Source organism: Dyella sp. 2YAF14 (assembly GCF_052114725.1).
In the GTDB taxonomy this organism is placed as follows: domain Bacteria; phylum Pseudomonadota; class Gammaproteobacteria; order Xanthomonadales; family Rhodanobacteraceae; genus Dyella.
This window is the reverse complement of the sequence record NZ_JBFRFH010000015.1, coordinates 16,235-30,626: the sequence shown is the minus strand read 5'-3', so window position 1 is coordinate 30,626 and position 14,392 is coordinate 16,235. Positions and strand designations below refer to the sequence as shown.

The window sequence follows — 14,392 nt, the reverse complement described above, 5'->3', positions numbered from 1 at the left end:
TGTGAAGACGATAGCTGGCCTCAGGACTTGCTGGAGGTACGACGCCACGACGGCGGCACGATGCTGCCGCGACGCACGGCCACAATCAGCAACAGGGCCGAGCAGGACGAGCAGACGATCAGCGCGACGACCGAAGCCTCAGCACCGAACACGCCGCCGCTCAACCAGTCCGGCCCGGTGCAGTTGGACACCAGCCAGCCGTGGGCGGCCGTGCCCGAAACCGGTATGCCGTAGACCGTGCCCTGCATCACATTCCATGCCGCATGCAGTCCGATGCACGGCCACAGCGAGCGCGTCACGTGATAGAGCAGGGCCAGCAAAATGCCGGCCTCGATCGCGATGGCGAGCGAGCTCCACAGCGTGGCACCGGGATTGAAGATATGGGCCGCGCCGAAGAACACCGCCGAGATGGCCAGCGCCCACCAGGTGCCGAGGCCTTCTTCGAGCGTGCGGAAGAGGATGCCGCGCGCGACGATTTCCTCAAACACGCCGGCGCCAATGCCCGTCAGCAGTACGGCCGGCAGCCAGTCCACGTCCGGGTTCGTGCCGGTGACGTGATAGCTGCCGGCGAGCCAAAGCACGAACACGACAAGGCTGATCAGCAAGGCGCCAGCCAGCAGTCCGGCGAGGCCGAGCGTGAACATGTCGCGCACCGCAAGTTCTCGCAGGGGGCGGCGTTCGATGGCCTTCACCAGCACGGCATACGCCACGAGCGATGAAATCAGCTCCATCGCCAGAATGCCGACGGCGCGCGACAACGGCGACACGCCAGGGCCGACCAGGCCCATGGCTGCAACGCTCACGGAAACGAGCTTGAACAGCACAAAGCACAATGCGCCGAAAAAGAAGATGCGGCCCATCGGCGAGAACACCATCCAGCGTTGCCACGGCGTGGCGGTGGCGGGCGTGGTGAAGGCGAGCTGTCCTGCTGGCATGGATGGATTCCCCTGAGAATGAAGGGGAGGGTAGCAGGCCCCGGCCGTTGCCGGGGCCGCCCATCCGGCTTACAGATCCAGCGAGGTCGCGTGCTCGCGCGTCGCTGAGAAACGCACGCCGGGCGAGCGCTCTTGCACCAACTGCAGGTTCACTCGCGACGGCGCGAGATAGACCAGTTCGCCGGCCGCATCGATGGCCAGGTTGTTGGCGTTCTTCTCGCGGAATTCCTCGAGCTTCTTGGCGTCGTCGCAGTGGATCCAGCGCGCGGTGGCGACGGTGACCTGCTCGAAGCTGGCGTCCACGCCGTATTCGTCTTTCAGGCGATAAGCCACCACGTCGAACTGCAGCACGCCGACCGCGCCCAGGATCAGGTCGTTGCTCATCAGCGGACGGAAGAACTGCGTGGCGCCTTCTTCGGACAGCTGCGCCAGGCCCTTCTGCAGCGCCTTCATCTTCAGCGGATCGCGCAGGCGCGCGCGGCGGAACAGTTCCGGTGCGAAGTTGGGAATGCCGGTGAAGCTCACCATCTCACCTTCCGTGAAGGTATCGCCGATGCCGATGGTGCCGTGGTTGTGCAGGCCGATCACATCGCCGGGATAGGCGCTCTCGACGATTTCGCGGTCGCTGGCCATGAAGGTGAGCGCGTTGGCGATGCGCACGTCCTTGCCGGTGCGCGTCTGCATCATCTTCATGCCGGCGCTATAGGTGCCCGAGCACACGCGCATGAAGGCGATGCGGTCGCGATGCGCGGGATCCATATTGGCCTGGATCTTGAACACGAAACCGGTGAGGGCTTCCTCTTCGGGCCTCACTTCGCGCGACAGCGTAGCGCGCGAACGCGGCGACGGTGCGTGCTCGACGAAGAAATCCAGCAGTAGCTGCACGCCGAAATTGTTCACCGCCGAACCGAAGAACACCGGCGTGAGCTTGCCGGCGAGGTACTGCTCGATATCGAACGGATGCGAGGCGCCTTGCACCAGTTCCAGCTCGTCGCGCAGTTCGGCCAGCGCTTCGGCGCCGATCATCGCCTCGAGGCCGGGTGCATCCAGGCCCTTGAAGATGGTCGAGTCCTGGCGCGTAAAGTTCTTGCCCTGCTCGAACACGTGCACTTCATCGAGCAGCAGGTGGTACACGCCCTTGAGGCGCTTGCCCATGCCGATCGGCCAGGTGAGCGGCGCGCAGGCGATGCCCAGCACGGATTCCACTTCGTCCAGCAGTTCGATCGGCGAGCGGCCTTCGCGGTCGAGCTTGTTGATGAAGGTCATGATGGGCGTGTCGCGCAGGCGGCACACCTCCATCAGCTTGATGGTGCGTTCTTCCACGCCCTTGGCGCAGTCGATCACCATCAGCGCCGAGTCCACCGCGGTTAGCACGCGGTAGGTGTCTTCGGAGAAGTCCGCGTGGCCCGGGGTGTCGAGCAGGTTGACGATGCGGCCTTCGTACGGAAACTGCATCACCGACGAGGTCACCGAAATGCCGCGCTCCTTTTCCAGCGCCATCCAGTCGGAGGTGGCGTGGCGGGCAGCCTTGCGGCCCTTCACCGAGCCGGCCATCTGGATCGCACCGCCGAACAGCAGCAGCTTTTCGGTCAGCGTGGTCTTGCCCGCGTCAGGATGGCTGACGATGGCGAAGGTACGGCGGCGGCGGGTTTCGGCGAGATGGGCAGACATGGAGGCGGGTCGGCAGGAAGGCTAGCCGCCAATGATAGCGTGGAACGGCCGGCCAGCCGGGCCTGGCGCCTCGCCGTCCCGGCTACGCCAGGCTTCCGGCGCGCCCGCTGGGCGTGCTGTTCAGTTTTGCGGGAGGGGTTCCAGCGCCACCGGCGCTGCGAGGGCATCCGGCTGGCCCATGCGCTTGAGCCAGCGGTAATGCGAGGCGAGGCCCGCGCCAAACGAGGCGTTGGCGTGATAGGGCACGCCGTACTCGCGGCAGGTCGCTTCGACCACCCGCGAGATGGCCGGGTAGTGCACGTGGCAGATGCGCGGAAACAGGTGGTGTTCGATCTGGAAGTTCAGGCCGCCGACCAGCCAGGTGACCAGCCGGTTGTTGCGCGAGAAATTCGCCGTGGTTTGCAGCTGATGGATCGCCCACGGCGTGTTCATGTGGCCCGGTTCGCTGGGCTGTGGAAACGCGGCCTCTTCCACCGCATGCGCGAGCTGGAACACCAGGGCCAGCTGCAGACCCGCCACCACGGCGACCAGGCCATAGCAAAGCAGCACGGCGCTCACCGAATGGAAGATCAGCGGCAAGCCCAGGGCCAGCGTGAAGAACACCAGCTTGCCGATGACGAAGACCGCCAGATCCTTGCCTTTGGGGCGCGGAAAGCGGCGCTTGCCGATGGTGCCGGTGATCACGTCGCGAAAATCGTCATGCAGATGCCAGCTCACCACCGTCAGGCCGTACAACATCCACAGATAGATGTGCTGCCAGCGATGATGCCAATAGTGCTTCTGCTGCGGCGCGAAGCGCGCCAATGCACCGAGGTTGATATCGCTGTCGTAGCCGTCGATGTTGGTATTCGTGTGGTGAAAATGCGCGTGCTTCCAGTGCCACACGTACGAGCTGCCGCCGACCAGGTCCAACGTCATGGCCATCCACTTGTTGACGCGGCGATGCTCGGAGAAGGCCTGATGGCCGGCGTCGTGCATGATGTTGAAGCCGATCTGCGCGGTCGCCACGCCGAGCGCGACGCTGAACAGCACGCCCTGCCACCAGGTGGCCGCGAAAAAGACCAGCAGCACATACGTGGCGACGAAGCTCGCCAGGATGATCGCCGTCTTCAGATAGATGGCCGCGCCGTCGCGCTGCTTTTGCCCGCTGTGCTTGAAATGGGCCTCGACACGCCGTCGCAACTCGCGCTGGAACGTGTTGTCGCCGTTGAACTTGAGCCGATCCGTGGAGGCAGCCGCATGCGACGTTCGAGCGGCCTCGGCCGTTCGATGAGGTGAAACAGGGGACATGCAGGGCACTCGGGGCGGGCGGGGAGTGAGTGCATGCTAGCTGATGCACCGATAACGGTTTGTTCGGCGACTAGTCGCGGGTCAGCAGGTCCTCGTAGAACGCGCCGTAGGGCTCGGTCGGGTGCGCGATCTGGATCTCAAGGATCCATAACCCGCTGGACGGTGGTTCGCCGTATTCGCCCAGATCGCCCGCCTTGTGCACCGAATGAGGGAAGTCGCTGACGCGATGACCCTTGATCTCATGGTTGAGGCGCCAGCCCATGGCCTGAGCCTGCTGCTCGGCAAACGCGTACAAGGCTTCGCCGCTGAGGCCTTGGCTCCGCCATGCATCGGCGGTGACGCGGAACAGCTCTCTTGCGGCATCCGCGCAGGCCTGCAGCTCCGGCGCGTTGCCCACCACGAAGGTGTCACCCACATCGCCTTCATGGCCTTCGAACACCAGGCCCAGATCGATGAAGTAGATATCGTTTTCGCCCAGGCGCACCGGCTCGGAACGCTCGCGATAAGTCTTGGTGGTATTGCGGCCGATGCGGATGATCACCGGATGCCACAGCCGCTCCATGCCCAGCGCGCGGAACACCTCGGCGGCTTCGGCCTTCGCCTCATCCTCGGAAATGCCCGGACGCATGCGCTCGCGGATGCCGTGCAGCGCCGCCCAGGTGCGTTCGCGGGCATGTTGCATCTGTTGCGGGTCGAAACGGTCGCCGACCGCTTCCTGAGGCACGAGAGTCATGACTGGCCGGTGCTGGCGGGGAAGAAGAAAAGCATCGCACAGAGGAGGGTCCGATGCAGGCCCGCCTCCGCAAACGCTCAGGACAGCACCACCAGCACGATGCCGATCAGGGCAGGCAGGGCCTGGATCCACAGCACCTTGCGGCTGGCGGTGAAGCCGCCATAGATCCCGGCCACCAGCACGCAGCCCAGGAAGAACAGCGTGATCGGGCGCCCGGCGTCGCCCAGCCACAGGCCCCAGCCCAGTCCGGCCGCCAGAAAGCCGTTGTACAGGCCCTGGTTCGCCGCCAGCACTTTGGACTGCTCGGCAAACTCTTGGCTCAGCCCAAAGGCGCGGCGACCGGCGGGGCGAGTCCACAGGAACATCTCCAGCACCAGGAACCACACGTGGAGCAGGGCGACGAGGGCAACAACGAGATGGGCGGCGAGTGACATCGGGATCCAGGGGCAGAGAGGTCAGGCGCGCAGTGTTGCAGCCCGCGTAGAGGCCCGCAAACCCGTCAAAACTAACCCTTCCGGCCAGTGGCTGTGGTGCTGCCCCCGGCGTAGGTTGATCGGGCTGGGTCTTGGCGCCCGAAGGACAAGGACGTGGCACCTGGGGGTTAGGGCATGGCCTGGCCATTCCTTACTCCGGGGAGTCACCTCCATGAACAAGTCAGTATCGCTAGGCCTGTGCCTGCTTCTGCTGTTTCCCGTTGCCGCGATGGCCGATGGGCCGTTCGACGGCACCTGGAAGGTCGACATGAGCAAGGTGCAGATGCCCAAGAAGCCCGATGTCTTCGTGCTCAAGGACGGCATGTACGATTGCAAGACCTGCGTGCCGGCGGTGAGCATCAAGGCCGACGGACAGGATCATGCGGTCAGTGGGCATCCGTATCTCGATTCGATGGCCGTGCAGGTGGTGGATGCGCACACCATCAAGGAAACCGACAAGAAGGGTGGCAAGGTCGTCGCCACCACGACGATTACCGTGGCACCCGACGGCAAGACCGCGCATTTCGAGTTCAGCGACAGCAGCAACAGCAGCGGTGCGCCGGTCACCGGCAATGGCGAGATGAAACAAGTGGCGGCGGGCCCGGCTGGCTCGCATGCGGTATCGGGCTCATGGGTCACCGCCAATATCGCCAACATGTCGGAGAACGCCACCGAGATCACCTTCAAGGAGGAGGGCGGCATGCTCCACATGAGCGCGCCGACGGGCCAGTCCTATCAGGCGAAACTGGACGGGACCGAAGCGCCGTACAAGGGCGATCCGGGCATCAACAGCGTGACCGTGAAGCAGACCGGCAAGATGTCGATGGTGGAAACCGACAAGCGCGACGGGAAGGTCGTGACCGTACTCACCTCCACCGTGTCGGCCGACGGCAAGACCATGAAGGTCCTGATGGACGACAAACTGCACGATCGCAGCATGGCATTCGTTGCGGTGAAGCAGTAATGATCACCGCGCCCGGCCTCCTTGCAGGCCGGGCGCGGGCTTGATGTGGTTGCAGCTGTAACCGTCACATCCGTCGAAAAATGTCGATGGCTAGATGCATAGACGTTTAGACGTCTATTGACACAGCCGATCAGGCTCGTTAGATTCCCCTTTACTCATCGAGACCGGCGGAGGGACAGGCCCTTTGAAGCCGGGGCAACCTGCGGAATTTTCCGCGACGGTGCCAATTCCTGCGGCAGCGCCTAGGGCGCAAGCCGCGAGATGAGGGCAAACCAGCACCACCGCGCCCCGTGCCGGTCGTGCCTTGCTCTCCTCTCCGGTCCGCAGGTCGATGCCGACCGGAGAAGAGCCCCATGTCCAGCCAGCCGCAACCCATCCCGCCCGTCGCCACCGCTCCCGCCGCGGTCGCTGGCGGCATGCGGCCGGACCTGACCACCCAGCGCTGCAGCCGTCGCATCGTCATCACGCCCAAGTACGGCAGCGCCCCGTGCGAGCTGGAAGTGAGCTACCTGTGGTGCGGCGCGCCTGATGCGCCCACCGTAATCGTGCAGGGCGGCATCTCCGCCACGCGTGACGTGGTGGCGCTGGACGGCGAGACCCCGCCGGGCTGGTGGCAGTCCCAGGTGGGCGCCGGCCAGCCGCTGGATCTGGGCCGCTACCGCGTGCTCTCCATCGACTGGATCACCCCGGCCGATCTCGATGGCGCGCAGGCCGTGTCCAGCGAGGACCAGGCCGATGTGCTCGCCGCCCTGGTGGAGTCGCTCGGCATTGGCCGTGTGCACGCCTTCATCGGTTCGTCCTACGGCGCCATGGTGGCCCTGGCCTTCGCCGCGCGTCACCCCTATGCCCTGGGTCGGCTGGTGCTGCTGGCCGGTGCTCATCGTCCGCACCCGCTCGCCACGGCGCAGCGCTCGGTCCAGCGCGGCATCGTGCGGCTGGGGCTGGCCAGCGGTCAGTCCGACGAGGCCTTGTCGCTGGCGCGCCAGCTGGCCATGACCACCTATCGCGGCAGCGAGGAATTCGCACGGCGCTTCAATGCCGCGCCGGAGTATCGCGACGGCCGTTTCCATTTTCCGGTCGAGGACTATCTCGAGCACGCCGGCCGCCGCTTTGTCGAGCGCTTTGATGTCGAGCGCTTCCTGGCCCTGTCCGAGTCCATCGACCTGCATGACGTGACGCCCGAGCGGGTGGCCGCGCCGGCGACCCTGATCGGCTTCCCGTCCGATCGCCTGGTGCCGCTGGCCGACCTGTGCGAGCTGCAGCGCCGCCTGCATGGCCCGGCCACGCTCGAAGTGGTCGAGTCGCCCTACGGCCACGACGCCTTCCTCAAGGAAACCGACCGCCTCGCGCCGCTGCTGCGCGACGCGCTGGCCGGTTGTTGACCCGAATTCAAAACGCATCACGCACGGAGATTCACCATGAGCGACACCCCCAGCCTGTTCACCCGCGCCGTGCGCGCCGGCATCGAATCAGACACCCAGCACGGCGCGGTGGTGCCGCCGCTGCATCTGTCGACCAACTATGCGTTCGAAGGCTTCGGCAAGAAGCGTGCGTATGACTACTCGCGCAGCGGCAACCCGACCCGCGACTTGCTGGCGGAGGCCCTGGCCGAGCTGGAGCAGGGTGTGGGTGCGGTGGTGACGGCCAGCGGCATGGCAGCCGTGGCGCTGGCGCTGGAACTGGTGCCTGCCGGTTCCCTGGTGCTCGCTGCACACGATTGCTACGGCGGCACCTGGCGACTGCTGGATGCCTGGGCCAGGAAGGGCCGCTTCCAGGTCCGTTTCGTCGATCTCACCAATGCACACTCTCTCGCCGAAGGCCTGGCTGCGAAACCGTCGCTGGTGTGGGTGGAGACGCCGTCGAACCCGCTGCTGCGCATCACCGATATCCGCCACGTGGCGCAGGCGGCGCATGCCGTGGGCGCGCTGGTGGTGGTCGACAACACCTTCCTCTCGCCGGCCCTGCAGCAACCACTGACCCTGGGCGCCGATGTGGTGGTGCATTCCACCACCAAGTACATCAACGGCCATAGCGATGTAGTGGGCGGCGCGGTGGTGGCACGCGATGCCGCCGTTGCCGAGCAGCTGAAGTGGTGGGGCAACTGCAATGGTCTGACCGGCGCGCCGTTCGACAGCTTCCTCACGTTGCGCGGCCTGCGTACCTTGAACGTGCGTTTGCGCCAGCATCAGGAAAACGCAGTGCGCATCGCCGAACGTCTGGACGGCCATGCGGCCGTGCGCAAGACGTATTACCCGGGCCTGCCGAACCATGTCGGCCACGCGCTCGCCGCGCGCCAGCAACAGGGCTTTGGCGCCATGCTCAGCTTTGAACTCGAGGGCGGCGAGGAGCAGGTGGCAGCCTTCGTCGAAGGCTTGCACTACTACTCGCTGGCCGAGTCGCTCGGTGGCGTGGAAAGCCTGGTGGCGCATCCCGCTTCGATGACGCATGCCTCGATGGCGCCGGAAGCCCGTCGCGCCGCCGGCATCGCTGACACGCTCCTGCGCCTGTCGGTGGGCATTGAAGATGGCGACGATCTGTTGCGCGATCTGGATGCTGCATTGCTCCGCGCCGAAGCGGTGAGCCATGCCAAACGTCGGGTGATCGCATGAGTGCGGTGCTGATCGAGCCGCTGCAGGCATCGAAAGCGCAGGTGTCTCCCGCCATCGCCGCCGTGCTGCTTGGCACCGGCGTGGTCGGTGGCGCCTTCCTGAAGTTGCTCAACACGCCGGCGGCGGCATCGATCAGGCTGGTGGGTGCGGCCAATTCGCGACGCCAGCAGACACAGGTGGAGCAGCTCGCGGACCGTGCCTTGCGCGAAAAGCTCAAGACCCACGGCGACGTGCGCAATGACGCGGTGTTGCTCGAAGCGCTGGAGACGAACGCTGCGGCGGTCAAGGTGATCATCGACGCCACCGCCTGCGGCACGCTCGCCTCGCGCCATGCCGAGTGGCTGGCGCGTGGGTATCACGTGGTGACGGCGAACAAGTCCCTCGCTGGTGGCGATCTGCCGGGATGGCGCGCGTTGCAGGCGGCGCTCGCGCAGGGCGGGCGTTATGGCGATTCGGCCACCGTCGGCGCGGGCTTGCCAGTGATCTCGACCTTGCGTCGCCTGCGTCATTGCGGCGATGCATTGCTTACCCTGGAAGGCGTGTTCTCCGGTTCGCTGTCGTATCTGTTCAACCAGTACGACGGCAGCCAGCCGTTCTCCGCGCTGCTGCGCCGAGCGCGTGAACTGGGCTATACCGAGCCCGATCCGCGCAGCGATCTTTCGGGTGAAGACGTGGCGCGCAAGCTGCTGATCCTCGCGCGCTGTGCGGGTTTTGCGTTGCGTCCGGATGAAGTAGAAGTGGAAAGCCTGGTGCCGGAAAGCCTGCGACAGCTCGACGTCGAAAGCTTTCTGTCGCGCCTGGAGGAACTCGACGAACCGCTTGCTGCGCGCTACGCCGAAGCAAAAGCGCGCGGCGGTGCATTGCGCTTCCTCGCCCGCCTCAACCAGCGTGGCCGTGCGCGCGTCGGTCTGGTCGAAGTGCCGGCAAACCATCCGGCCACACGCCTGTACGGCACCGACAATCAGTTTGCACTCAGCACCACGCGCTACAACTCGCAGCCGCTGGTGATCCAGGGACCGGGTGCGGGACCAGAGGTGACGGCGCAGGCGTTGTTGGGCGATGTGTTGGCGTTGGTGTGAAGCCTGAGGGTTCGTGAGTCGCGCACAGGGTGCGCTCCCACAGGTCACTCGAAACCTTGTGGGAGCGCACCCTGTGCGCGACTACCCTGTCGGGAATCTGCCACCGACAAAAGAAAAACGCGCGGTGGTAAGCCGCGCGTTTTTCATGTCACACCACTGACGATCAATCGTGCACGTGCGGATTGGCCTCAGCCTCTTCCACCGACGGCGTGCGCCAGCCGGACTTCACGCCCCACACGTAGAACACCAGTCCAATCAAGGCGACCACGGCCAGGTCCCAGCCATAGCTGAGGTAGCCCTGGCCACCGAAGTCGGTGCTGCCCACGTGCGACACCAGCGCCAGCGTCGGCAGATAGAAGATCAGCCACCACGCGCCCTTAAGCTGGCGGCCGAAGTCGTGCCACTTCACCTTGGCTTGGTAATACAGGTAGACCGGAAGCGCCACGACCATCAGCAGGATGATCTCGCCGGTGAGCGGCCAGCGCGCCCAGTACAGCAGCTCGGTCGCCATGATGAAGGCGACGCCGGCAAGGATCGGCAAGCCGGTGATGCGCAGCGGGCGATGCAGATTCGGCGCGGTACGGCGCAGCGTCATCGCACTCACCGGGCCGGTGAGATACGAGATGATCGTGGCCACCGAAATCACCGCCGCCAGCGTGCCCCAGCCGCGGAACTGGAACAGGAACAGGTAGGACACCACCAGGTTGAACCACATCGCCGGGCGCGGCACGCCCCACTTGGGGTGAATGCGGCCGAGCACCTTCGGCAAGGTGCCGTTGCGCTCCATGCCGTAGATCATGCGTGCGGTGGTGGCGGTATAGGTCATGCCGGTGCCGCTGGGGCTGATGAACGCATCCACGTACAGCAGCATGGCCAGCCAGTGCAGGTTGACGATGATGGCCAGCTCGGCGAACGGCGAGCGGAAATCGATGCCGTGCCAGCCGGCCTTGGCCAGCATGTCCGGCGGCACCGAACCCAGGTAGGCGACCTGCAGGATGATGTAGACAACCGTAGCCAGCAGGATCGAGCCGATCACCGCGAACGGGATGCTCTTGCCCGGATTGCGCGCTTCGCCCGCCAGATTCACCGGGCTCTGGAAGCCGTTGAAGCTGAAGACGATGCCGGCGGTGGCCACCGCGGTCAGCACGGCGGCAAAGTCGATGGCGTGCGTATCGCCATTCACGCCCACCGAGAAGTTTTCGCTGTGGAAGCCGCTGGCGATCAGGGCCAGGCCAGTCGCGGCCGGCACCACCAGCTTGAATACGGTGATCAGCGTGTTGGAGCGCGCGAACAGTTTCACGCTCCAGAAGTTGACCAGGAAGTAGATCAACACCAGCACGGCGGCGATATACAGACCGGGCAAGCTCAGTTCGCCATGGCCGTCGGGCATGTGGATGTACAGATCGTGCGCCCACTGCCACGGCCACGAGGCCATGTACTGCACCGAGGCCTCGGCTTCGACCGGGATCACCGAGACGATCGCGATCCAGTTGGCCCACGCACCGATAAAGCCGACCAGCGAACCGTGCGAATAGTGGCTGTAGCGCACCATGCCGCCGGACTCGGGGAACATCGCGCCCAGTTCCGCATAGGTCAGGGCGATGGTCATGATGATGGCGGCGCCAAGCACCCAGGCCCATACCGCACCCGGACCGGCGAGGCCGGCCGCACGCCAGGCGCCAAACAACCAGCCGGAACCGATGATTGAGCCCAGGCCGGTAAGCATCAGGGCGAACGGGCCGACATCGCGGCGCATTGAAGATTGAGACATGCAGGTCCCCAGGGACAGTGGATCGACGGCCGCCTCCCGGGCGACACAAGGGGCGGATGATGACAGACCGGTTGGGGAACTGTCAGCCCGCCGGCCGCCGCGAAACGTGGCGCAACGCAGCACCCAGGTCATTGAATCGACGGCTGAAACGACTAGTCCGGCGGCCGGACGAGGCCCTCCCGGAGCGGATTGGCGGCATTCCCGGCATCCCGGAAATTGGCGTAGGCGGGGCGGACAGCTAGTATCGGGGCTCCCCCCTCGAGGTCGGCGAACCATGATCCGTGCGACGTGGTTGGTGGTGATGGCCGCGGCGGTTGCCGTGCTTTCCATGCCGGCGGGCGCGGCATCGGGCGATGCGACCCGCGACGCGCTGACCAAGCGCGCCCAGGCCGGCGACACTCAGGCGCAGGTAGCGCTGGGGCGCTCTCTGCAGGACGACGGTATCGCGGCCGACAAGGCCGCCGGCACCGAGTGGTATCGCAAGGCGGCCCTTGCTGGCAGTGCGGAAGGCGCCTGGATGCTGGGCTCTGCCACCATGGCCGGGGTGGGCGTCGCCCGCGATGTTCCCGCTGCGATCGACTGGATGCGCAAGAGCGTGACCATCGACCAGAACCCCGATCATATGGCTGTGCTCGCCGTGGCGCTGTTGTCCACCGGCGGCATGCCCGAAGCCCTTCAATGGGCGCAAAAGGCCGCCGACAAGGGATCGTCCAAGGGCATGGAAGTGCTGGCGATGGCGCGTCTGTCGGGAGAGATGGGCGTGCCCAAGGACATCGCGCTTGCCGAGAAGCTGTTGAACGCAGCGGCGCAGAAGGGCGATGTAGACGCCGAGCTGTCGCTGGGGCAGTTCTACATCACCGGTCTGTTCGGTCGCCAGGACGTGGCCGCAGGCGTGCGCTGGCTGCAGACGGCTGCCGATGCCGGCAGCGCGAAAGCGGCGGGCACGCTGGCGTATTTCCTGATCACCGGCAAGCAGGGCGTGCCGGTGGATGCCCCGCGCGGCGTGGCGCTGGCGCGCAAGGCGATGGCCGCCAACGAGATGCTCGGCCACTACGCGATGGGCGTGGCTTATGTCTCGGGAGCGGGCGTTGCGGAGAATCCGGCGGAAGGCTGGTACCAGATCTCGCTGGCGCAGCGCATGGACAATCAGCAGCAGTTGAAGAGCGCCGCCGACTATCTGGCCAAGGCCTCGGCCAAGTTGACGCCGGCACAGCTGGCGCAGTTGAAGGCGCGCGTGGATGCGGATGCGGGAGCCGCCACGGCGGCATCGGGTTCGTGATTTAGCTGGTGGAGGCGGTGGGGCGCGCAACGCACGTCCAAGGCTTCCATCTGACTTTCCACGGGCGAAGGGGCGCCAATGTCGGCGCCCACGCTCCGCAATTGCCAACTCAGCACTCGATGACGTTGACCGCCAGACCGCCGCGCGAGGTTTCCTTGTACTTGTCCTTCATGTCGCGACCCGTTTCGCGCATGGTCGCGATCACCTTGTCCAGCGACACGCGGTGCTTGCCGTCGCTCTTGAGCGCCATGCGGCTGGCGTTGATCGCTTTCACCGAGCCCATCGCATTGCGCTCGATGCAGGGAATCTGCACCAGGCCGCCGATCGGGTCGCAGGTGAGGCCAAGATTGTGTTCCATGCCGATTTCAGCGGCATTTTCCACCTGCAGCACGTTGCCGCCGAGCGCAGCGGTGAGGCCGCCGGCTGCCATCGAACAGGCCACGCCCACTTCACCCTGGCAGCCCACTTCGGCGCCGGAGATCGAGGCGTTCTCCTTGTAGAGAATGCCGATGGCGCCGGCGGTCAGCAGGAAATCGACGATGCCGTTCTCGTCCGCCTTCGGAATGAAGCGGTGGTAGTAGTGCAGCACGGCCGGCACGATGCCCGCGGCACCGTTGGTCGGCGCGGTGACGACACGGCCGCCGGCGGCGTTTTCTTCGTTCACAGCGAGCGCATAGAGATTGACCCAGTCGAGGATGGTCAGCGGATCTTTCAGCGCCGCTTCGGGCTGGCTGCGCAATTCCTCGGCCATCGCCGGCGCGCGACGCGCCACCTTCAGGCCGCCAGGCAGCACGCCGGGCGAGCGCAGGCCGCGATTGACGCAATCCTGCATCGCCTTCCAGATCACCAGCAGCCCGGCGCGGGTTTCTGCTTCGCTGCGCCACACCTTCTCGTTTTCCAGCATCAGCTGGGCAATCGTGAGCTGGTGCTTTTCGCACAGCGCCAACAGTTCATCGCCGGTGGAGAACGCATAAGGCTGTTCAGTGGTGTCGGCAACGATGCGGTCTTCGGCCGCTTCATCGTGGTTCACCACGAAACCGCCGCCCACCGAGTAGTAATCGCGCGTGGCCAGCTCGTGGCCTTCGGCGTCGTAGGCGGAGAAGCGCATGCCATTGGTGTGGAACGGCAGCTTCTGGCGCTTGTTGAACACCAGGTCGCGCTTTTCTTCGAATTCGATCTCGTGCTTGCCCAGTACGCGCAGTCGATGGGTGGTGCGGATGCGCTGCAGCGTCTCAGGGATGTGGTCCGGGTCGACCGTATCCGGATGCGCGCCTTCAAAGCCCAGCAGCACGGCCTTGTCCGTGCCATGGCCACGACCGGTCATCGCCAGCGAGCCGTACAGCTCGGCGCGCACGCGCACGACGCGATCGAGCACGCCTTTTTCTTCGAGCCACCGTTCGGCGAACCGCGCTGCGGCGCGCATGGGGCCAACGGTATGCGAGGAGGACGGACCGATGCCGATCTTGAACAGGTCAAATACGCTGACAGCCATGGAGACACGCAAAGTGGGCGGGGAGAACCACCTATTCTACGCGCGCCGCCGGGCGTGCGTTACCGCGCCGCAGCGATGCGACGGTGCGCGGGCGTA

At 65.5% G+C, this 14,392-nt stretch carries 12 protein-coding genes and 1 riboswitch; of the genes, 5 read left to right on the top strand and 7 right to left on the bottom strand.

What is annotated here, in order from left to right; genetic code table 11:
• Positions 1–20: 20 nt before the first annotated feature.
• The 5 genes from AB4Y82_RS17490 to AB4Y82_RS17470 form a co-directional block, all read right to left on the bottom strand.
• Positions 21–935, bottom strand: a complete 915-nt coding sequence (locus tag AB4Y82_RS17490) for a CPBP family intramembrane glutamic endopeptidase (RefSeq protein WP_441604958.1) — start codon at positions 933–935, stop codon at positions 21–23.
• A gap of 69 nt (positions 936–1,004) precedes the next feature.
• Positions 1,005–2,606: a peptide chain release factor 3 gene (locus AB4Y82_RS17485; RefSeq protein ID WP_441604957.1), complete on the bottom strand. Its 1,602-nt coding sequence runs from the start codon at positions 2,604–2,606 to the stop codon at positions 1,005–1,007.
• Positions 2,607–2,726: 120 nt separating this feature from the next.
• The gene (locus AB4Y82_RS17480) at positions 2,727–3,896 is read right to left on the bottom strand and encodes a fatty acid desaturase family protein (protein ID WP_441604956.1); all 1,170 of its coding nucleotides are present in this window, start codon (positions 3,894–3,896) and stop codon (positions 2,727–2,729) included.
• Between the two features lie 70 nt (positions 3,897–3,966).
• Positions 3,967–4,629 (bottom strand): M24 family metallopeptidase, encoded by a 663-nt coding sequence (locus AB4Y82_RS17475; protein ID WP_441604955.1) that lies wholly within the window; start codon positions 4,627–4,629, stop codon positions 3,967–3,969.
• 77 nt (positions 4,630–4,706) lie between these two features.
• Positions 4,707–5,063, bottom strand: coding sequence for a DUF1304 domain-containing protein (locus AB4Y82_RS17470; protein ID WP_441604954.1), 357 nt, complete (start codon positions 5,061–5,063; stop codon positions 4,707–4,709).
• A 211-nt stretch (positions 5,064–5,274) separates the two neighbouring features.
• Between AB4Y82_RS17470 and AB4Y82_RS17465 the strand changes: the two genes are divergently transcribed.
• The 4 genes from AB4Y82_RS17465 (at position 5,275) to AB4Y82_RS17450 (ending at position 9,754) form a co-directional block, all read left to right on the top strand.
• Positions 5,275–6,066 carry a hypothetical protein gene (locus AB4Y82_RS17465; protein WP_441604953.1) on the top strand — a complete coding sequence of 264 codons (792 nt, stop codon included), beginning with the start codon at positions 5,275–5,277 and terminating at the stop codon, positions 6,064–6,066.
• Positions 6,067–6,218: 152 nt separating this feature from the next.
• Positions 6,219–6,334: riboswitch (SAM riboswitch) on the top strand.
• Positions 6,335–6,419: 85 nt separating this feature from the next.
• Entirely contained in the window at positions 6,420–7,448 is a 1,029-nt protein-coding gene (gene metX / locus AB4Y82_RS17460; RefSeq protein WP_441604952.1) for a homoserine O-succinyltransferase MetX, read from the top strand.
• 36 nt (positions 7,449–7,484) lie between these two features.
• Positions 7,485–8,675: a cystathionine gamma-synthase gene (gene metB / locus AB4Y82_RS17455; RefSeq protein ID WP_441604951.1), complete on the top strand. Its 1,191-nt coding sequence runs from the start codon at positions 7,485–7,487 to the stop codon at positions 8,673–8,675.
• A complete protein-coding gene (locus tag AB4Y82_RS17450; RefSeq protein ID WP_441604950.1) occupies positions 8,672–9,754 on the top strand; it encodes a homoserine dehydrogenase in 1,083 nt (360 codons plus the stop codon). Before metB ends, AB4Y82_RS17450 begins: the two co-directional genes overlap by 4 nt.
• A gap of 163 nt (positions 9,755–9,917) precedes the next feature.
• Here AB4Y82_RS17450 and AB4Y82_RS17445 read toward each other — a convergent pair whose 3' ends face one another.
• Positions 9,918–11,525 (bottom strand): APC family permease, encoded by a 1,608-nt coding sequence (locus AB4Y82_RS17445; protein WP_441604949.1) that lies wholly within the window; start codon positions 11,523–11,525, stop codon positions 9,918–9,920.
• Positions 11,526–11,799: 274 nt separating this feature from the next.
• On the opposite strand from AB4Y82_RS17445, the gene AB4Y82_RS17440 reads away from it, so the two are divergent.
• Positions 11,800–12,804: a tetratricopeptide repeat protein gene (locus AB4Y82_RS17440; protein ID WP_441604948.1), complete on the top strand. Its 1,005-nt coding sequence runs from the start codon at positions 11,800–11,802 to the stop codon at positions 12,802–12,804.
• Positions 12,805–12,913: 109 nt separating this feature from the next.
• On the opposite strand, the gene AB4Y82_RS17435 is transcribed toward AB4Y82_RS17440, so the two are convergent.
• The gene (locus tag AB4Y82_RS17435; RefSeq protein ID WP_441604947.1) at positions 12,914–14,296 is read right to left on the bottom strand and encodes an L-serine ammonia-lyase; all 1,383 of its coding nucleotides are present in this window, start codon (positions 14,294–14,296) and stop codon (positions 12,914–12,916) included.
• Positions 14,297–14,392 lie beyond the last annotated feature (96 nt).